This window comes from Reticulibacter mediterranei, assembly GCF_016587455.1.
Window position 1 is genome coordinate 3,758,367 of sequence record NZ_BNJK01000001.1, and the last position, 20,164, is coordinate 3,778,530.

The window sequence follows — 20,164 nt, forward strand, 5'->3', positions numbered from 1 at the left end:
CCATGCTAGAACAAGCGCCAGCCGGAGATGCTCCGGCAGAATCAGCTCATCAGCAAACGCGCTATGTGGTCCATCTGCCCATCTTCGAGGGGCCACTCGACCTGCTGCTGCATCTGATCGAGAAGCGGCAAATGGAGATCACCACCATCTCGCTTGTCGCCGTCACCGATCAATATCTGGCTTATCTGCAACAGTGGCAGACGGAGACCTTGCCACTGGCAAACATGGCGGCATTCGTCGCTATCGCCGCTCGCCTGCTTTATATCAAATCGCAAAGCCTGTTACCGCAGAACACAAAAGAGGAGGCGAGCAGCGGGATGGAGAGCGCCGTCACAATGGCCGAGGATCTGCAACGGCACCTGATTGAATATAAGCAAGCCAAAGAGGTGGCCCAGCAACTCCGCCAGCGAGCGGAGGCAGGATTGCAAACGCATGGTCGCTCCGGCCTGCTCGCTGGCATCGAGGCACAACTGGCCTGGACCCCGCCCATACTTACCGGACTGGAAGCGAGTTCGCTGGCCCGCGCCTTCCAACGCCTGCTTGAACTACAAACACGCGATGAAGCTCGTGGCACCAATTTGATGCCCGTCGCACGAGTACGGGTCAGCGAACGCATCAGCGAAATCCTCAGCCATCTTCAGGAGAAGCCAATCGTCCTACTCAACGACGTATTGGCAAACGAGCATTCGCGCCTGGTGATTATCGTTACCTTTCTTGCCGTGCTTGAACTATGGAAATGGCAACGCATCGATGTTCGCCAGGAAGAATTGCTCGGCCCCATCATCCTCGAACGCGGCGAGCGCTGGCACGAAGAACTTCAGGAAGAGATAGAAGATTAAGCCAGCGCCCTTACTCCGGCCCGCAGAGCCAGAAACTCCTGAGCCGAGATACTGCCATACCTTTTATCCGATACAACACCAATCCCAACCAGCGTCACGCCTGGTTGAAGAATATTTGCACGATGCCCACAATGCTCTGACACATCGTTATACATGTACTCGTAGATTGGGCCTACGCCCCCTACCGGATTACCCGCCAGATTCTCCTCCGCGAGAGAATAATGTCCAGCAATAGCACGATTCATATTGAGGCGCTGGGCAAGCGTGCCGCTGGTCGGACTTGTATGTGAGAAGAAGTGTTGCCGCGATAACTGCCTGCTATAGCTCCGCGCCATCGTCATCAACGCTGAACTCGTTGTTAATGGGCGCAACCCCCTATCTGTGCGTTCCAGGTTGACCAGCACAAATTGCTGCTGAGCAGCCTTCAATCGATAGAAATCACGCGGCAGGCGCAAAGGACGAAGATGCTCAAAGCGGCGTGCATGATTGATAGCGGCAATGGCATCTTTTGCCCGCCGTGATTTCAGATAGTTTGGAGTCGCGGGTATATTGGCGCACCAACCACCCTGAACCGCGTGTGCGACTCTTTGAGACATGGTAGACGAAACGGTGAGGCTGGCAACGGACAATAAGCACGCAGCCAGAAAGCAAAGTAGAGCACGTCTTATAATATGTTCGGCAATATGATTTTTCATAATACCTCCCTTCAAAAGTTATTTACTTTACTTATCGGCAGCAATCGGATTCCTTACATACCACCGAAGCCACACCATCTAGAGCAGTAGCGACAATCCCTTGCGGTTGTCGTGGCTCGCCCTGTGAAGATTTTCATATGTGACGGTTCTTGCCGAAGGTGCGATAGATAAAGTGGGAACCCCGGAAACCGGCCAATCCTTTGCAAAGGACCAGATATGCAATACGTGAAGCGGCAGTTAACGCCTGACGCCAGCCAGATCGACGAATTGTATCGCAACCATGCCCATACGATTCTGCGCTATGTCAGGAAACAGGTCGGCTCATTAGAGGATGCCGAAGATATTGTGCTAGAGGTATTTACGGCGGCGCTGGAAAGCCAGATGCTAGCAGGACTGAAGGAGCAGGAGCAACTGGCATGGCTCCATCGCGTGGCATCAAATAAATGCATCGATCACCATCGTCGAACAACGCGCAAACCAGCCGTTTCGCTAGAGCCTCTGATCGAGAATATCTATGACGAAGACGAGCGCGCACCGGACAAAATAGCGGTGCGGCAAGAAGAATACATATTACTTCATAAACATCTGGCAGTATTAACAGAACAGCAAAAGGAAGTTCTGCGGCTCAAATTTGGCCATAATCTTCGTTCGCCGGAAATTGCGCGGCGCTTAAACAAAAGTGAGAGCGCGGTACGCATGATGCTGGCGCGCACACTCAATGCCTTGCGCGATATCTATACCAGAAATGGAGAGAGGAGGGAGCACTAATGCAGAACGATTCACGCAATGATCGGTTTACCCCCGAAGCAATAGATGAGCAGATAGCGCAATTGAAGCAGGGAAGCCAGTCTGACGCTGCCGATGCTCGCCTCGTGAAAGATCTGGAACAAACGTATCGCGAGGAACAGGAAGAAGAGCAGGCCATCGAGCGGATTCGTGCGAGCCTCATGGCAAAGATGCAACCGTCCGACGAGCAAAAAGTGCGCCAACCGAGCGGCGAACTTCCACGACGCAAAAGGATAGATCGCATGTATACATATGAAAAGCGGCAGGGCAAACAGCAATGGATGCAAAAATGGAGCATCCTGGCGGCAGCAGTGGTTATGGCAATAGTTGTGGGCAGCCTGATTACCGTTTTACAATTGACACATAGAAGCTCGTCGGGAGGAGCAATATCGATGGGAACAAGTGAGCAGCAGACGCCAGCAACGAAAAAAGCGCCCCCAACAGATCCAGGCATCTATCTGGGACTGTTCAACCAGCTTGTGAAGGTTGATAAGCAGACGCACAAAGTGCTATGGCGTTTCGTGGTCAGGAGCGATCCGAAGGACGGACCAATGTTCCAGGACCCACAGGTACATGATGCGCCACTTGTTGCAAATGGCATGGTGTACTTCACCGCCTGGACTGGTAGAATGTACGCCGTCGATGCCCAGACCGGCCTGCTTCGCTGGGAGCGTAACTTCCAGGCGGATTTGGGGCCTCTAAAAATGGCTAATGACATTCTCTATATAAGCGCTGGATTACACGTTCCCGGCAGTCTAAGTGACTCCATTTATGCACTTGATCCTGCCGATGGCACGACAAAGATAACCTATAAGATGAAGGGCCAGATCATGGGCATCTTTGATGGGATCATGTATGTGAACGGCGGTGCCACATTAATCGCCGTGAAAGTGAGCGATGGTAGCCAGATATGGGCGACAGCCATCGATGCCAAAGGGCAACAGCGATTTAACACCAACATCTACCTCAAAAATGGCAAACTGTACGCCTCCTCAATGGGGCCACGCGATAGCTATGTGTATGTGATCGACCCTCAAAACGGCAAGATCGTTTGGCTGTCGCTCATGACGAATAGCATCGTCGGAGATATGGTGGTAGACGAGAATGGCAGAATCTACTGCGGCACACAGGACCACCCTTATGTCTACGCCTTTGATCCAAAATTGAAATCGCAGAAAGAGCTATGGAAATATCACACCACCATCGGTGAATTCTTCCCTGCACCCATTCTACAAAATGGCATCGTCTACATCGGTCAATCATCGATGAACGCGCTGAACGAAGATGATCACCTCATCGCCCTCGACACCGCTACCGGTCGGCAGAAGTGGGCAATCCCACTCAAAGGATATACTGAAAGCGGCAAAAACGAACCGCTGGTACTCCATAACGGCGTGATCTATCTCGGCACAGCAGGTGGTCTGCAAGGCTTCGCCGCCGACAGTAGAAAACAGGTGTTGATGATCCCTAATGATCTCCTGGTGAGCAAAAAAGATATTGGCGACAACGGCAGCTTCATGGGGATCGCGATTACAATTGTAGATTAACACCGTTTACAAGCTTTTCTTCTTTGTTGTAGTTGCGCGATAAATTGCGCCTGGTTCATCACCTCAAAAGTGATACCAGGCGCGATTATGGAATTTAACAAATAAATCCAGTGATGTCTGTTGTAGTCGAGCGATTGATCGCGGGGGCATCTTGTTGCTTGCTTCTTCCCCCCGCGATCAATCGCTCGACTACAACCAAACCTTCTATACCTTTAAAATGTTATTATTGTGGCATCTCTTGCGCAGCTTTATGTGGTAACGCCAGCCAGAGGCAGAGCATGCAGCCGGTCAGCACGATGGCAAAGGGGAGCAGAGTCCAGAGGCCCAGATGTTCGGCAAGATTGCCAGCCAGCCAGGGACAGAGCGAGCCTCCAACCGCGCTCATGCTGGCAAGAAAGCCAATGGCGCTGGGCACGAGGCGCGACGGGACCAGCCCGGGCATCAGTGCGATCACGCTTGGAAAGATCGGGCCGAGACAGAATCCGACCAGCAATAAGCCTGCCGCCGATATGGGTTGGAACGGTACAAACCAGACCAGTGCCAGACCCAGCGCAACTCCACCCAGGCACAGCTCGATCAGGCGACGATTGCCGATCCGCTCACCGGCATGTGCCAGCACTACCCGTCCCAGCGTCAGGCCGAACCAGTAGCCACTGACAATCCCGCCTGATAGCAGCAGATCTCCGTGTCGCTCTTCCGTAAGAAAGCTAAAGCTCCAGTTCCCCAGGCTGACCTCTGCACCCACATAAAACAACAAGAACAGCGCCGCCAGCCAGACCACACGCAGCCGCAGCGCCATCCACAGAACGTTGCCGGTCGCTTGCTCCTCTCCCTCTTCACTCCCTTGTCGCTCATTTAGATTGCGGAAGAGCCACCCGAAGCCGATGAGCGCCAACAGGCCGAGTGACCACCAGGTAATATAGACGCCATTCCAGCCCAGACGCTGCGATAGGAGCGCCGAAGCCAGCAGAGGACCGAGCCAGGCACCGACTCCATAAAATGCATGCAAATAGTTCAATAAAGCGGTGCTACGTGGCAGGCTGGTTATATAAGCGTTTAGTCCTGGATCAAGCAGTGAGATGCCCACGCCCAGGATAAGATATCCCACCAACAAAAAGGGAAATGGTGGCATAAAGCTAATGGTGCCTGTGCCAATCAGCAGTGCCAGCGTGCCAAGCATCAAAAAGCGATGCCGCCCCAGCTTTTCCAGCAGAGGACCGTTATTGAACGAGCCGAACAGATAGCCCACCGTACTGGCCAGAAAGAGCAGCCCGATGGTGGCTTTATCGGCGTGATAGTGGTCCTGAATGCTCGGTAGCACCACGCCAAACGCGCCATCGTTAGCTCCCACGATAATAAACGCAAAGAAAGCGAGGGCGATTTGCGCACGGGGCAGTGGCATAGAAACAGTTTTTTCCTGTTTTTCTGCTGGTTTCTGCATAGACATCCTTTTTCTAGCAAGCTGCAAACCTTCAGACTAAGACGAAATGCGGCGATTCCAGAGAGGAGAAAACGTTGACAATTTCCTGTGATGCCTGATACCCTACACATACGACAACGATTGTTTATCCTCGCAAAGGAGACACGTATGAGCCTGCCTCTTCATGGCATACGTATCCTCGATCTCTCGCGTCTGCTTCCTGGAGCCTACGCCTCACAAATGCTGGCCGATTTTGGTGCAGATGTCATCAAAGTCGAGGAGCCGGGCAGCGGCGATTATGCCCGCGCAATGCCTCCACATGGACCTGGAGGCATGAGTCTATACTTCCTGGCGACCAACCGCAATAAACGCAGTGTAACACTGAATCTTAAAGTTCCGCAAGGGCGAGAAATCTTCCTGCGTATGGTGCGGCAGGCCGACGTGGTGCTGGAAAGCTTCCGGCCCGGCGTCATGCAACGGCTCGAACTCGATTACGAGCATCTCAAAGAGATCAATCCCTCGCTGGTCTACTGCGCCATCTCTGGCTACGGGCAGGATGGACCGTATCAGCAGCGAGCTGGACATGACCTCAACTACGCCGGTTATGCCGGCCTGCTCCATTACAATCGCGGGCAACATGGCGAACCAGCCATGCCAGCAACACAACTGGGCGATCTGGCTGGTGGCAGCTTTATGGCTGTGATCGGCATTCTCACCGCTCTGGTGGGACGAGCACAGGCCGGCGAAGGGCGCATGATCGATGCCGCCATGACCGAGGGAGTTCTCTCGCTCTTACCTCTTCTCTCCACCTTTTATCTCAATACTGGCAAGGCTCCCCAGCCCGGACGCTCATCGCTCGACGGTGGACTCCCCTGCTACAATATCTATGAAACACAGGATGGCAAGCATGTCACATTGGCCGCGCTGGAGCCGAAGTTCTGGCATACCTTCTGCACCCGCATCGGCCATCTCGAATTGCTGCCATTCCATACGCCTGTCGGACCTGGCGAACGAGAACAGGCCATCGATCTCCTGCGCACTATCTTTAAGACAAAGACGCGCGACGAATGGCTGGCTGAGCTTGCCGAGATCGATGCCTGCGTCGGCCCCGTCTATAGCATGGATGAGGCTCTGAACGATCCACACGCTCAGACGCGCGGCGTGACAATTACCGCTCCCATCGCCGACGAGACTTTTCGCACGCTGCCCAGCTTTCCGCGCATCTCCGGCGTCGAGACAGAACAGCGATATGCTCCTCCTACATTGGGCGAACAGAGCGACGAGATCTTACGAGCTGTGGGCTATACTGATACAGAGATTGAGCAGTTCAAAAAAGAAGGATTTGTGTAATATGCAGCACGCCATTGTCCAGCGAACTGAACAGATCATGCAACAATACTTTGAGGATCTCAGAACTATCGTCAACGTCGATTCGGGCACATATACCAAGCCCGGAGTAGACAGGGTGAGTGCGTATCTGCGTGATCGCTTTCAGGATTTCGGCTTCTCCACCTATTTCGATAAACAGCAAGAATTCGGCGATCATCTGGTTGCTACCCATATGGGAACAAATCCGCGAGGTGGGCGCGTCCTGCTGGTCGGCCATATGGATACTGTCTTCCCCGATGGCGAGGTCGAGCGCCGCCCCTTCTCCTTTGCCGAACGCGACGGTATGCGTATCGCCAAAGGGCCGGGCGTACTGGATATGAAATCCGGTCTTCTGATCGGCATGTATGGAGTGCGCCTGCTGATGGACGCAGGATTGGCAGATTATCAGCAAGTCACCTGTATTTTTAACAGCGATGAAGAGATCGGCTCGCCTGCTAGCAAATCCCTGATTCAAGAACTGGCTCGCCAGGCGGATGCCGTGATCGTGCTGGAACCGGGACGCGCCATCGGAACCGTCGTCTCCTCGCGCAAAAGCTCCGGGCTGTACCGCATCGAAGTGCGCGGCGTGTCGGCCCATGCCGGTGTCGAGCCAGAGAAGGGGCGCAACGCCATTCACGAACTCTCGTATCAGGTGCAGGCGATGCAGGCGCTCCATAACACCATTCCCGGTGCCTCCGTATGCGTGAGCGTCATTCATGGTGGCGATCGCTCCAATGTCGTACCCGATTATGCCTATTGCGAGATGGATGTACGCGCAACCGATATGGCAGGTATCGCGGCAATCGAAGAGGAGATGCAGCGCGTGGTCTCGCATACCACCATCGCTGGCACACAGGCGAGCGTGAGCGGCGACATGCGCAGCCTGCCCTTTGAACGTTCTGAACGCAATGCTCCGCTGGTTCAGATGGTCAAAGAAGCTGGCGCGGAACTGAGATTGGAGATCGAGGATGTGGGCAGCGGCGGTGCATCCGATGCCAACAACACCTCTCCGCTAGGCGTTCCCACAATCGATGGCCTCGGTGCTGGTGGCGGCCTCGCGCACAATCCAGATGAATATGTCGAACTCGATTATCTACCCACGCGCATAGCTCTGCTTTCAGGGCTGGTGCAGCGCATTGGCAAACACTATCAACATGAATAAGGGCATAATTGGTGCATCCGGCACATTAGACGGGGGGCCTCATGGATGCACCAATTATCGCGAGGCAACGATAGCCTGGAAGCATTATCGGATTATTGAGATCTATCCATTATGAATATCGGAAAACAACACATCTACAACCTGCCAGAGAACGATATTACCTGGCTGGGCGACTACGCTCGCCAACTGGAACAGGAGGCCAGGGCGCTTGGGACGCCGCTTCCTCCGGCTGTCCGGCTGCAAATTGGCGAACCAAGCTTTCGCACACCGGAGCATATCCGGCTTGCTGCTGTCCAATCTATCGAGCAAGAGCCTCTCACTTATGCGCCCCCTGCTGGTTGGCCCTGGCTGCGTGAGTTGCTGGCAGAAAAGATCAGGCGCGTTAATGGCTACGCGGTCCAGTTGAAAAACGTTACTGTCACGCTGGGCGGTACAGGCGCGTTGCAAACCTCACTGCTGGCAACGGTGGGCGCAGGTGATGAGGTGCTGATTCCCGATCCTGGCTGGCCGCTCTACACGATCCAGCTTGCCGCCTGTGGTGCGATCCCTGTGCGCTATCCACTCGATCCCAACAACGAATGGTTGCCAGATATCGCCAGCATGGAACGGCTGGTAACGCCGCGCACTCGATTGCTACTGATCAATACGCCCGGCAACCCGACTGGAGCCGTCTTCCCTCCCGCCGTGATCGCCGATCTGCTCAATTTCGCACGTCGCCATCATCTCTATCTGCTTTCGGACGAGAGCTACGATCAGATCGTCTTCGAGGGGCAGCATATCAGTCCGGCCACGTTGCTCTCGTCTGCCGAATTAGAGGAGGGCCATTTCATCGGCGTATATACCTTCTCCAAAACCTACTCGATGACCGGCTGGCGTATCGGCTACGTTGTGGCGGGATCGCAGCTCAGCAAAACAATTGGGGATGTCGTCAATGGCAGTTATACCAACATCGCCACGCCGATCCAGCGGGCCGCCGTTGCAGCGCTGACCGGTCCCCAGGAGCGCGTAGGAGAGATGCGCGATGCCTATCATCGGAGGCGCGATATCGCCGTTCGCCTGCTGCAAGAATATGGCCGCTACATCTACACGCCGCACGGTGCTTTTTATGCCCTGATCGATGTGCGCGGCAAACATGGCGAGTCGCGTCGTGGTCGTCAGTTCGCGCTGGATCTGTTGCGAGAGCGCAATGTGGCCGTTGCGCCCGGGAGCGGCTTCGGCAGCGTCTCAGCGGAGTATATTCGCATCTCGCTGGCCGCCTCTGAGAACGAGATCGAGCGCGGAGTGCGTGAAATATGCCAGTTTGCTGATAGAGAAGTTATGAAGAAGAGGGATTAAAGGAGTGGAGAAGGTAACAGGTAAGACGGTGGAGGGCGAATCCTGCATCACCTGTGTCTTCTCCTACTCTTATCTTCCTGCTACTATATTATTACTATCTCACAAACGATGTCAAATGATTTTTCTCTTTATATTTTCGTGTCATTTATATGCCACGACGCCAAACGCTTCCGGCTTGCGCACCACGCGTTTAAAACCTGCCTCCTGCAACCGTTTGAGCGCCCCCCGTACCACCGTGCCGCTCGATTTGCTGTCCAGATTGCCGATATAGTGGAACAGTCGCCCTCTCCGCTTGAGGATGCGGTACAACTCGCGATAGAAGACGCCGGAATAGAGTTCTCCAGCCAGGCTAAAGACAGGGGGATCGTGAATAATGCGGTCGAAGCTCTCGTCGCCAAACGTCGGAACAACCTCGTAAGCGTCGCCCATAAGTTGCTGAATCTTCGGATTCTCAAATAAGCCACGCGACCAGGGATTGAGCCGCGCCATCTTTTGCGCTCCCGGATCGAGTTCGATCGTCACCACCTGCTCAGCCGTTTTTGCCGCCGCAATCGCCGTATAGCCCAGCCCGGTTGCCGTATCCAGCACACGCCCCACAACAGGCGTAATCGCGGCAATTTTAGCCCGCGTATCTTGCATGGGATCAATATCAACGATGCGATGCATGGTAAAGCCTGCAATCAGCATGGTCGGAGTTTGCTTCGTCGGCATCAAGCTGCACATACGACTGGTCTGTTCAGAGAAAACCTGGATGGACCGTATCTCGTTGCCCTCGACTAGAAAGCAGTTCACATTGGCCTTGCGAATCTGTTCTACCTGCTGCCAGTTCACCAGTTCGCCTCTCGGGAATGCCACCCCATGATCTGACAGCGCAACTGTCACGGTTGAAATATTAAGATCGGGCGAAACCTCAACGGACGTTTTCCCCTGTCGGTAAGCAGTTAGCAAGATTTCTGCCTGAATATATGAAAGCACGACGGGATAAGAGGGCATACGCGCTGGTCAAACACTTTCTTTTCAAGATGAGGGCACTGTAGCATAGTTGTTGAGGGCAGTCAATCCATTTACGCTTCTACGAGTGTCCGTCATGTTTTGTAGAGGGGTCAGTGGGCGACAGCAAGAGTCGCGCCCTACCATACGCGAGAGTGGACCGCATGACCCGTCTATGGTAGGGCGCGACTCTTGCTGTCGCCCGTGGTATCCTATTGCGCTTCTGCGCTTTTGCTAATAAAAAGGCGAAACTGGGGATTATAGCTCCTGTCGCAGCTACTACAGGAGACGGCTTGCGAGTATTTGCGGGTGCGCGGATAAGACTTGCCGCAATGGGGACATTCATAAATATAACGGATGGGGCGACGCGAGCGGCGTATGCGTTCACGACGTTCGCTCTCCTGGAGGAGCAACACGCGTAGCTCCTCCATGCTATATCCCGTTACCGCTGCTTCGTCAACGGCGATGGCATCATATCCATGATGGCGATGACGACGAGGCGTGCCATTAACGCGATCTGCCATGTGGATCAGTTCGTGAGCAATCGTCACTTCCAGCGATATCGGCTGCATATCTGGCTCAATAAAGATCAAGTGACGATGCGAGGATTGCTCGTGTTGCGAACGACTCTTACGTGCAGGCAAATAACAATAGCAGCCAAGCGCCATTATGTTGAGCCGCTTGCCCGTCCAGCGCGCAAACTCCTGGCGATCCTGCGTCATAGCCAGCAAGCGCAGTTCATGTTCAGAAAGTTGTAATTTCTGTGCATAATAAATCAGCCAGCGCTCAATCACGGTTTGATCTCCATGAATAATCGTCGTATTTTGCAATTGAGGAGGCACGGGAATGGAGCGTCTGGTCGTCATCAAAACATCTTTCTGCATAGCAATCACGATGAGTTGTGGTATCAGTATAACAAGCCACAAGCGAATAGTAAATAGTACAGATGCAAGCCCGCGTGAAATAGTAGGAGCGGATAAGATAAAATATATATGAGGTCAATACGAAAAATGATCGGCTGAGTTGCTTGACACCGATCTATAACAAGCGTAAGATGGATGTTAAGTAATTACACAACCTCCCGTATCCGTTAGGAGCCGTTTGTATGTCATCTCAAATCTGTATTAAAACAGACAAGTCGTTGCAGCAGCTCACCACGGAGATACGCGAAATCTTCTCGCTTCCTCCTTTTATGGAAGATTCTTTCGCAGGTGCGCCCTATTACCAGTTTGATATGCTAGGAATGCAAGTGCTTGTTCATTGGGTGGAGGAGGAAGATCGTGCGCCAGAAGTTATGGACCACGCCTACAGCCTGGATATGCAAATGTCTTTCACCGAGCATGAGCTGGACACAGATACAATGGAATACCTTCTTCAACCCTATTATGCTCAACTTCTGACATTTCATCTAGGAGTTGAGACTGCCTGGTGTGAGAAACAAAAGGTGGGAAGTCACTGGCAGGTGAGGTATTGTTACTATTGTAAAAATCCCAAATGGAATAAAGATATTTTGTATGGGGAAGCAGGCTGGGAGCCTGCGGTCAAAGCAAAAACCCCCAGCTCGTGGCGTTTAATGCGCCATATTCTCTAGCATACTGGTATGATCGCGAAGGCTGGCCCGCCTGAAGCCTTCAGCAACGGGCCGGATTGCCTTATGCTGTCTTGCGTTCCTCCTCAGTGTATCCTGTTCCCCTGGCAGTCTCCGCAACCAGATAACGTGCAACCTCGATCAGCGATCCCGTGTGTTGATAGATTGCGCGCTGCCTGACGGCTCCGGTTCCGCGACACAACATGGCGTAGACCAGCGTCGAGATCTCCTCCCAATCTCCATGCATTTCCAACGATGGTCGCACAAAGCGCAGAAGTTTTTCGATCAGATGGCTTGCTGGCACGGTTGACATGGTATAAAGATCAATCAATTCCCCGTTCAACCCATAACGTGCCGCACGCCAGTGAGCGAGTTGCAGCAACTCCTGATGCACTGGAGGAGCCTCCTTTTTATGCAACACCAGCATCACACAGGCATGGATCAGTCCCCGCACCAGCCCGGCAATCATGATCGTGTCTTCAATCGTCGTACAAACATCCATGATGCGAATCTCAATCGTCGGATAGCGCTCCGAGAGGCGTATATCCCAATAAAGGCGCGTGAGGTCTTCGATGCCCCCAGCCTTGAGCAACGCTCCGATGAGCGCTTCATATTCGGTCAGCGAGGAGAAATGCAGTGGTGGACCAGCCAGCGGCCAGCGTGCCCACTGCTCGGTACGAAAGCTGGCATAGCCTGTATCCATACCATACCAGAAGGGCGAGTTCGCGGTCAGGGCCAGCAGCGGCGCGAGCCAGAGACGCGCATGGTTCATAACATGTAGCGCCGTCTCGCGATCGCCCAGGCCAACATGCACATGACAACCGAAAATGGCCTGTTCGCGGGCCAGGTGTTGATACTCTTGCTCTAACTCCAGATAGCGCTCCTTTGGCGTGAATAGCTGTTTGTTCGCATGTGAGAATGGATGCGTGCCAGCGGCAACCACGACCTTCTGGCGACGTGCGGCCGCTGCAATCACTTCGCGGCGCAAACGCTGTAGCTCGTGGCGCAGTTGCTCTAGCGTGTAACAGACCTTCGTGGCAACCTCTATCTGAGAGAGATGGATTTCAGCTTGCACGCTATTGCCCAGATGCAACCTCGCTTCCTGAATGATCGACTCTGCATCGGGTGCCAACTCATGTGTTACAGGATCGATGATCTGATACTCTTCTTCGACGCCAAAGGAAAGTGCTTTGGAGTAAACAGACATACATGCCTCCTTGATGGCTTTGACGGCTCTGATAGCTCTATAAATCGGGTTGTGACGCGTGAAAGAGATCGGCTTCTGGAGAACAGTGCTACAAAGGATGGCGCGTTGTCAATTCATCCTGTTATTTCAGCTTATTACCATATTATTCTATCTCTACCACCAATTCACTTCATTGACTTTGAAGAGTAAGTCTTCCTATTGTATTTGTACATCCTCTTCTATGTATTTTGCAAGAAGCATTCGGTGTAGAAAATAGTTATGAAGCTCGGCCACTGGTCAAAATATCTATGTCAATATATATAAAGACCCTGTCTATGGTCTTGCCTGTTTGTTCCTGCGCATGATACATTGTTAAGGTTAAAACCTTCATTGCATGCTGCTCAATAGCGGACAGGCCAGCACTGTACATTGTTGTACATTGTCTCAAATTGTCCTATTGTTCCCTCGCTGACGGCAGTGCAACGATAGGTGACGATGCGAAACGCAAGAAAAAATGGACAATGTGTACGTACCATTTTCACCTGTTACAGGTGAAATTTTGCGCGGCGAAAGGAGCCAATGATGTCTGAGCCGAAGCCGATGACGATCAAGGATGTACGCGTTTTATACGATCTTGCAATCTACAACTGCGTGTTCTTTGGCCCCTATACCCAGGTTGTCTACGAGAATGTAGCGCTGGGAGAGACGCGCATCTGCACAAACATCGAACTGGCACAGGAGGCAACGCAGCTGGCGGGAGGTTTGCGCACGCTCGGCATCGAGAAGGGCGACCGCGTTCTCGTGATGCTGCCAAACCGCCCCGAAGTGTTGATAGCGTATCAGGCCATTGCACGCGCTGGCGCAGTGATTATTCCCGTCCTGCCGCTGCTCAAGCCGCCGGAAGTCTATTACATCGCCGCCAATTCGGGCGCAAAGGCCATCGTTACCAGCACACCCTTTTTGCCAACGCTCCGTAACGCCCTGGCCGATCTCTCCACCATGCGCCACATGATTGTCACCGACACCGACGAAGAACTGGCAGGTTCGCCGCACGTGATCCCCTACAAAACAGTCGTGACACAAGGTGAGGAATACGCCGACCACTCTCTATCCGACCTGGACGAGCATGCACCCACCGCAGATGATATGGCGGCCATTCTCTATACGTCCGGGACGACAGGCCAGGCAAAGGGCGTGGTACTGACACACAGCAGTCTGATTGCCAACGCGCTCAATGGTTGGCACGGAGCGTCTCCCGATGGCGATCCCCGCGAAAATTTCGGCGAGACACATCTGGCAATCTTACCCCTGGCCCACGCTTACGGCATCCTCATGCTGGATATAGCCTATCTGTCGGGCGTCAAGATCGTGATGCATCCCCGCTTTGATGTGCATGCTGTTCTTTCAGCTATCGAACGACATCGCATCACGTTTTTCGCGGGAGTGCCAGCCATGTTTGTTGCCCTGCTCTACACGCCCGACGCCGATAGCTATGACACCAGCAGCCTGCGCAATTGTGGCAGCGGCTCGGCCCCTTTGCCGATGGAGGTGTTGAAGGGATTTGAGCAGAAGTTTCACTGCGAACTCGGCGAGGGCTACGGTCTCTCCGAAGCCAGCGCCATGCTCACCTCGCATCGTACAGGCATGCCGCGCAAACCCGGTTCGGTTGGGACATCTATTCCCGGCGTCGAACTGCGCATTGTGGACGAGAACGATCATGAGGTGCCTACTGGCGAGGTCGGCGAGATTATCGCACGCGGCCCCAACGTCATGCAGGGCTATTACAACATGGCAGAAGCAACCACCGAAACCTTGCGCAACGGCTGGCTGCATACCGGCGATATGGGCAGGCTCGACGAAGACGGCTATCTCTACATCGTCGAGCGCAAGAAAGACCTGATCATTCGCGGCGGCTTCAACATCTATCCGCGCGACGTTGAGGAGGTGCTGGCATCTCATCCCGCAGTGATCGAGGCAGCGGTTGTTGGCGTGCCATCGCAGCGTATGGGCGAAGAGGTGAAAGCCTTTGTTGTTGTTTCCAGCCCGATAGATGTTGAGGCGCTAATAACCTATTGTCGCGAACGCCTGGCAAACTATAAAACCCCCAGTCAGATTGAAATTGTAGATGCGTTACCACGAAATACGATCGGCAAAATCGATAAAAAAGAATTGAGGAAACGTCATGTCTCTTGAGATCTCACCCGAAACCGCCTCGTTAAACCAACTGCAACAGACACCGGTTGATCGCGTGCTAAATATCATCGATGAAGGGCTGGTCCACCTGCCAACGTACCGCGAACTCTATTATCGCTGGGAGCGGCAACAGTGGAGTGCGCAGGAGATTGATTTTAGCACCGACCGCGCTCAGTGGGATGCTATGTCGGCTGAAGAGCGCGAAACGCGTATCTATGGTCTCTCAGCCTTCTTTAAGGGGGAAGAGTGCGTCACAAACACGCTGGCCCCCTACGTCACAGCGATGCCCGACGACGAAAAGCGCATCTTTTTGACAACGCAACTGGTCGATGAGGCGCGGCACACAGTCTTCTTTGCTCGCTTTTTCAATGAGGCGCTGGGGATGGACGAGGGACGACTGGAAAACACGCTGGACGTGGTTGAAAAAAATCTCAACGATGAATTGCGCTATATTCTGATCGAATCGCTGGCGGAAGTTGGAGAGCGCATTCGCCAGGAGCCGGGCAACATGGCCCATCTGGTTGAGGGCGTGACGCTCTATCATGTTGTGGTCGAAGGTATGATGGCACTCGCCGGACAGCGCAATATTCTGGAAGTGTATCGCGAACAGAACATCTTTCCAGCGTTTCGTGGCGGTTTTACAGCGGTTGCCCGCGACGAATCGCGCCACGTCATCTTCGGAGTAAAGTTCTTGCGCGAGATGATTCAAAGCGACCGGACCAATGCTGATGTGATATACGGCGCGCTCAACAAATACGCGCCAACGGCGCTTGAAGCCATCACGCCAGCCCAGCAGGGGATTGAGAACATGCTGGCACGAGGAGAAGATCCCTGGGTGTCGCCGCGCTACGCCGTTGAGTCGCTCCAAAAGAAGCTCAAAGTGATCGGCCTGAGCCTGCCCCTCCCTACGGTGCCACCGCCACCATTCTAGCTTAGTTCCAGGTATCATCCGCCAGCGGGAGGACACACCAGAACATCGCCCCCTCCCCTGGACGGCTCTCAACGCCCACCTGCCCGCCGTGCTGCTGAATAATAGCTCTCGTGATATACAGCCCCAACCCCGCCCCACTGCCAGAGCGGATTGATCGCCCCGTCCCTTGTCGAAAACTCTCCCATATCATATCCTGCTGCATCGGCAGAATTCCCGGTCCCCGGTCCTGCACCGCAATCCGGGCCTCCGTACTACTCACCGTCAGACAAACCTTGATGGGCTGGTCGGCAGGAGAAAATCTGAGCGCGTTGGCCAGATAGTTTAAAAGCACCTGCTGAATACGTTCTGGATCAGCAATCACAGCCACAATTTCATCGTCTGGCAATTCTAGTTCGATGGTCCTCTGCGCCGCCAGTTCGCGCTGCTGAATCACGGTTTCGCGCACGATTTCGACCAGATTGCACCAGACAGGAGAGACCTCAAATATATTCGCCTCAATCCGTGAAGCATCCAACAAATTAGCCACCAGCCGCACTTCGCTGCTCACCTGGCGCTCGGCTCGCATCAACAGGTGCTGAAGTTTTGTTAGCAGATCAGTTGTATTGTCCGGTAAGGGTGACTCTCGTATGCGCTCAAGCAGACGACGCGCCTGATGCAGCGCCCCTCGCGTGGTGGTCAGTGGCATACGCAATTCCTGGCCCACCGTATTCATAAACTCTCCAAAAACCGCGCTCGATACTGTCTCCTCTTCATCGGAATCAAGCTCCTGAGCATGCCTCCTCCGCTCAAGAAATGCCTGAAAATCTGCATCCTCGATCCGGTAGCCCGCACGACCAAAGGGAGTACCTTTCAGCTCACCACTACGCAGCCAGCGACGAACTGTATCAAGACTAACGCCGAGACGTGCAGCCACATCAGATGTTGTGAGATAGGATGGCATACGCGGTTCACCCTTTCACCGTAACATGTTATCATAAGACATGATAAGAGGTTATAAGATATAGGCAGGGAAACACATTGGCTTTCCTCTGCCTGAAATTTCTCCCAAACCCTGAGAAGGGAGCATAAATTAAGAATGCCTCAAAAAAAGATCGTGGCGGCGAGATTGCTTCAGCCTCAATCTCTCTTGCAATCCAATGTGCAGTTCAACTTTCCGCGCCGATCACCAGAGCTGGATACCTTTGTGGACGAATTTCTGTCCACCGTTTGCAACCCAAGCCGCCGCTGTATCCTGGAACTGCTGGCGAAGAGCAGTGCAAACGATCCGTCTACATCTCATGAACTACGTTCAGGGGATATCGCGAAGCTGCTTGGATTGAGCAGCGCCACCATTTCAGAACATCTCCATCGGCTCGCGGACCTCCATCTGGTGACGACTCGCAAACAAGGAACAGCTGTCTATTACCGCCTGTCAAACCATATGCTGGTCCAGGCTTTTCTCGATTTTCTCCATATACTGGATCAACACTACCGGGAACAGGAGTGCTGAACCATTTCAGCAGTACGATTGCGAGGTAGCGAACTCGCACATTTTCTTGCTCTACACGATTATCAACCTCAGCATTTTCGTTCACGAACGAAATACGTTATAATTATCTATCATACGACACAAAGACCATCCCATTCCTGCTTTTCACTCTATCCCCCGATCAACGAGCAACACATTTCTCTTTCGGTTAGCGCCGAAATACGATCTATAAGGAGAAACGAACGGCGGCCGTTCGATCGCCAGTGAGAGGAAAAAAGGCCTAGCGAAACGATAAAAGCAGAACAATGCTGCTTCCATTTCAGCGGCAAATAAAGGCTTGCTTCTGTGATAATAATATGTTATGAAAGGATTCGGAAGGAAAAAAAACTGTTGGTGAGATAAATTGGGATGTACGAAATATCCACAGTTTGACACTATTGGCTCGGCTGTACTACAATAGAAAATGAGGAAGTGTACTTTTGACACTAGCCATGTGTGTGCATTACGCGCATACATGGAAGATACACACATAGAGAGAGATGAAGGTTCCCATTCATGGGTACAACGGACACATCCCCCATTTTTATTTTAGTTGGGCTAGCTATTCTCTTCGGCATTCTGGTAATGGTTGTTACCGCATTTCTCGGCCCAAGAAAGCCGTCGCCGGAGAAGTTGGCCCCTTACGAGTGCGGTATTCAAGAGATTGAAGCGCCGAAACGTCGCTTCCCGGTTAAGTATTTGTTGACTGGCATGCTGTTTATCGCATTCGATATCGAAATTGTTTCATTTTATCCTCTCGCCGTCATGCTTCGCCAACTCCAACTGTTCGGACTGATCGAGTTGCTGGTCTTCCTGGTGATATTGATGGTGGGTTATGTTTACGTTTGGCGGAAGGGAGCTTTTTCATGGGAGTAAAAAACCCCTGGGAGCCAGTGCAGACGTACTCGAACACGCAGACGCCACGCCTGAAGCATGGAGAACTTCCCATGCATCAGAAGGATGGTGGCTTTGGCGTCCTGACCACACAGGTTGACAAGATCCTCGGTTGGAGCCGCAGTTCGTCGCTCTGGCCCGCGCTCTTTGGTCTGGCCTGCTGCGCCATCGAGATGATGTCTACCAGCGGCTCTCGCTGGGATCTTTCGCGTTTTGGTGCTGAGGTGTATCGCGCCTCGCCACGCCAGGCAGACTTGATGATAGTCGCGGGTCGCTGCTCGGTGAAGATGGCCCCGGTTCTGCGCCAGATTTACGATCAGATGCCCGAACCAAAGTGGGTCATTTCGATGGGAGCGTGTGCCTCCTGCGGTGGTGTATTTAATAACTATGCTATCGTGCAAGGGGTGGATAAGATTATCCCGGTTGATGTTTATATCCCCGGCTGCCCTCCCACACCTGATATGTTGCTGTTTGGCTTCAACGAACTTCAGCGCAAGATCCGTGAAGGCATCCCCAATCCACCCGATCCGCTCAAAGCCAGTGGCCTCAAACTGGTGGGTCCAGTGGGCGAGGAACTGTAAACCGCTTGCTATTCCGGCTGCCTCTTGTCATGCATTGACAGCCGCCTTATCAGCGGGCGATCTGCAAGAAATTCAATACAACGGTGCGCGACGAGGCGTGCCTGCGGGAACCAGCTTCGACCATTCAGGGGAACCTTTGAGGGGCCCCATTTTGTTGAGACAGAAAGAGTGCAAAGGCGCATATCTACACAGGCCCGTCACATGGCGCGTGTCATGATCGTCGGGTCATCTTGCTATAAGAGACAAAGGGGCAACCTGAAACCCTTATAGATCATCACATAAGGGTTGGCCCTTGAACTTATTAAGCTTGAATTTATTATGTAATCGCGCGATATAGAGAAAACGTACACATGTATTTTTTGTTCGGTTTACAACGAAGAATATAGCCACTCTGAAATCGCGCCGTAGGAATGATTGTATGGTCATAACAGCAGCTTCGACAGTGGATATGGTGCGGGGGAAGTTCTCGCAAGCTGTCATTGAAACGGTCGATTATCGCGACGAGCAAACGATAGTTCTCCAGCCTGAGCAACTGGTGGAAGTGTGCAATTATCTCAAAAAACAACTGCACTACGAGATGCTGGAGACGATCACGGCAGTTGACTGGCTTGAACGAGTCCCACGCTATGATGTCGTCTATCAACTATTGTCCCTGGAAAATAAATGTTATGTGCGTCTGAAAGTTCGTGTAGGTCAGCGCCGCGAAGAGCATCCAGAGGTTCCCAGCGTCACAAGCGTCTGGGCTGGGGCCAACTGGTATGAGCGCGAGGTCTACGATCTCTTCGGCATCGTCTTTACGAACCATCCAAACCTGGAACGCATCCTGATGCCTGCCGATTGGACAACGCACCCCTTGCGCAAAGACTATCCCATCTCCGGCTTTGAATTGCCCGAACCGCATTGGGGTGGTCAGGTTCCCTATGATGTTGATCCCGGTGTGGGTAAGCTCTACCAACAAAGCCTGCGCTCACCTGAAGGACGCGAACTCAACGAGAGCCGTCGTCTGGTCAATCCCAATCAGGAGCCAGGTACGCCTAAGACGAGCGAGGAATCAGAATGAAGCAACCAGAGATTATGCAAGCCCCACAGGGGCGCACCTATGATATCGAAGAGGGCCAACTGCTCGACGATGGACACCGCGA

18 protein-coding genes and 1 pseudogene are annotated in these 20,164 nt (G+C 53.1%); 13 read left to right on the plus strand and 6 right to left on the minus strand.

Annotated elements, in window-relative coordinates; all coding sequences use genetic code 11:
- The first annotated feature begins 2 nt into the window (after positions 1 to 2).
- Positions 3 to 839 (plus strand): segregation and condensation protein A, encoded by an 837-nt coding sequence (locus K3T83_RS16160; protein ID WP_220203992.1) that lies wholly within the window; start codon positions 3 to 5, stop codon positions 837 to 839.
- Here K3T83_RS16160 and K3T83_RS16165 read toward each other — a convergent pair.
- Complete coding sequence (locus K3T83_RS16165) at positions 836 to 1,534, minus strand: CAP domain-containing protein (RefSeq protein WP_220203993.1); 699 nt, start codon at positions 1,532 to 1,534, stop codon at positions 836 to 838. The genes K3T83_RS16160 and K3T83_RS16165 overlap by 4 nt on opposite strands.
- Before the next feature lie 216 nt (positions 1,535 to 1,750).
- Here K3T83_RS16165 and K3T83_RS16170 point away from each other — a divergent pair, with 216 nt between their 5' ends.
- Complete coding sequence (locus K3T83_RS16170; RefSeq protein ID WP_220203994.1) at positions 1,751 to 2,302, plus strand: RNA polymerase sigma factor; 552 nt, start codon at positions 1,751 to 1,753, stop codon at positions 2,300 to 2,302.
- Entirely contained in the window at positions 2,302 to 3,867 is a 1,566-nt protein-coding gene (locus tag K3T83_RS16175; protein WP_220203995.1) for an outer membrane protein assembly factor BamB, read from the plus strand. The genes K3T83_RS16170 and K3T83_RS16175 overlap by 1 nt, the downstream gene beginning before the upstream one ends.
- A 223-nt stretch (positions 3,868 to 4,090) precedes the next feature.
- Here K3T83_RS16175 and K3T83_RS16180 read toward each other — a convergent pair whose 3' ends face one another.
- A complete protein-coding gene (locus K3T83_RS16180) occupies positions 4,091 to 5,308 on the minus strand; it encodes an MFS transporter (RefSeq protein WP_220203996.1) in 1,218 nt (405 codons plus the stop codon).
- Between the two features lie 147 nt (positions 5,309 to 5,455).
- Here K3T83_RS16180 and K3T83_RS16185 point away from each other — a divergent pair, with 147 nt between their 5' ends.
- The 3 genes from K3T83_RS16185 (at position 5,456) to K3T83_RS16195 (ending at position 9,152) form a co-directional block, all read left to right on the plus strand.
- Positions 5,456 to 6,637, plus strand: a complete 1,182-nt coding sequence (locus K3T83_RS16185) for a CaiB/BaiF CoA transferase family protein (RefSeq protein ID WP_220203997.1) — start codon at positions 5,456 to 5,458, stop codon at positions 6,635 to 6,637.
- A 1-nt stretch (position 6,638) separates the two neighbouring features.
- On the plus strand, positions 6,639 to 7,817 hold the full coding sequence (locus K3T83_RS16190; protein WP_220203998.1) for a M20 family metallopeptidase: 1,179 nt from the start codon (positions 6,639 to 6,641) through the stop codon (positions 7,815 to 7,817).
- 111 nt (positions 7,818 to 7,928) lie between these two features.
- Entirely contained in the window at positions 7,929 to 9,152 is a 1,224-nt protein-coding gene (locus K3T83_RS16195; protein ID WP_220203999.1) for a pyridoxal phosphate-dependent aminotransferase, read from the plus strand.
- A 141-nt stretch (positions 9,153 to 9,293) separates the two neighbouring features.
- Here the strand turns inward: K3T83_RS16195 and K3T83_RS16200 are convergent, their stop codons facing one another.
- The gene (locus K3T83_RS16200; RefSeq protein ID WP_220204000.1) at positions 9,294 to 10,145 is read right to left on the minus strand and encodes a class I SAM-dependent methyltransferase; all 852 of its coding nucleotides are present in this window, start codon (positions 10,143 to 10,145) and stop codon (positions 9,294 to 9,296) included.
- A gap of 209 nt (positions 10,146 to 10,354) precedes the next feature.
- The gene (locus K3T83_RS16205) at positions 10,355 to 11,008 is read right to left on the minus strand and encodes a hypothetical protein (protein WP_220204001.1); all 654 of its coding nucleotides are present in this window, start codon (positions 11,006 to 11,008) and stop codon (positions 10,355 to 10,357) included.
- A 239-nt stretch (positions 11,009 to 11,247) separates the two neighbouring features.
- Here K3T83_RS16205 and K3T83_RS16210 point away from each other — a divergent pair, with 239 nt between their 5' ends.
- A complete protein-coding gene (locus K3T83_RS16210) occupies positions 11,248 to 11,733 on the plus strand; it encodes a hypothetical protein (RefSeq protein WP_220204002.1) in 486 nt (161 codons plus the stop codon).
- A gap of 61 nt (positions 11,734 to 11,794) precedes the next feature.
- Here K3T83_RS16210 and K3T83_RS16215 read toward each other — a convergent pair whose 3' ends face one another.
- Positions 11,795 to 12,937 (minus strand): carboxylate-amine ligase, encoded by a 1,143-nt coding sequence (locus tag K3T83_RS16215; protein ID WP_220204003.1) that lies wholly within the window; start codon positions 12,935 to 12,937, stop codon positions 11,795 to 11,797.
- Positions 12,938 to 13,495: 558 nt separating this feature from the next.
- On the opposite strand from K3T83_RS16215, the gene K3T83_RS16220 reads away from it, so the two are divergent.
- Entirely contained in the window at positions 13,496 to 15,109 is a 1,614-nt protein-coding gene (locus K3T83_RS16220) for a long-chain-fatty-acid--CoA ligase (RefSeq protein ID WP_220204004.1), read from the plus strand.
- Positions 15,099 to 16,040 (plus strand): ribonucleotide-diphosphate reductase subunit beta, encoded by a 942-nt coding sequence (locus K3T83_RS16225; RefSeq protein WP_220204005.1) that lies wholly within the window; start codon positions 15,099 to 15,101, stop codon positions 16,038 to 16,040. The genes K3T83_RS16220 and K3T83_RS16225 overlap by 11 nt, the downstream gene beginning before the upstream one ends.
- A 1-nt stretch (position 16,041) precedes the next feature.
- Here the strand turns inward: K3T83_RS16225 and K3T83_RS16230 are convergent, their stop codons facing one another.
- On the minus strand, positions 16,042 to 16,980 hold the full coding sequence (locus tag K3T83_RS16230) for an ATP-binding protein (protein ID WP_220204006.1): 939 nt from the start codon (positions 16,978 to 16,980) through the stop codon (positions 16,042 to 16,044).
- A 135-nt stretch (positions 16,981 to 17,115) separates the two neighbouring features.
- Here K3T83_RS16230 and K3T83_RS16235 point away from each other — a divergent pair, with 135 nt between their 5' ends.
- From K3T83_RS16235 to K3T83_RS16250, 4 genes and pseudogenes are all read left to right on the plus strand, one after another.
- Positions 17,116 to 17,529, plus strand: a complete 414-nt coding sequence (locus tag K3T83_RS16235; protein WP_220204007.1) for an ArsR/SmtB family transcription factor — start codon at positions 17,116 to 17,118, stop codon at positions 17,527 to 17,529.
- Positions 17,530 to 18,063: 534 nt separating this feature from the next.
- Positions 18,064 to 18,423 carry an NADH-quinone oxidoreductase subunit A gene (locus K3T83_RS16240; protein ID WP_220204008.1) on the plus strand — a complete coding sequence of 120 codons (360 nt, stop codon included), beginning with the start codon at positions 18,064 to 18,066 and terminating at the stop codon, positions 18,421 to 18,423.
- A 71-nt stretch (positions 18,424 to 18,494) separates the two neighbouring features.
- Positions 18,495 to 18,950 (plus strand): annotated as a pseudogene (locus K3T83_RS16245) (NADH-quinone oxidoreductase subunit B); the annotation flags it as partial.
- Positions 18,951 to 19,440: 490 nt separating this feature from the next.
- A complete protein-coding gene (locus tag K3T83_RS16250) occupies positions 19,441 to 20,082 on the plus strand; it encodes an NADH-quinone oxidoreductase subunit C (protein ID WP_220204010.1) in 642 nt (213 codons plus the stop codon).
- The last annotated feature ends 82 nt before the right edge of the window (positions 20,083 to 20,164 follow it).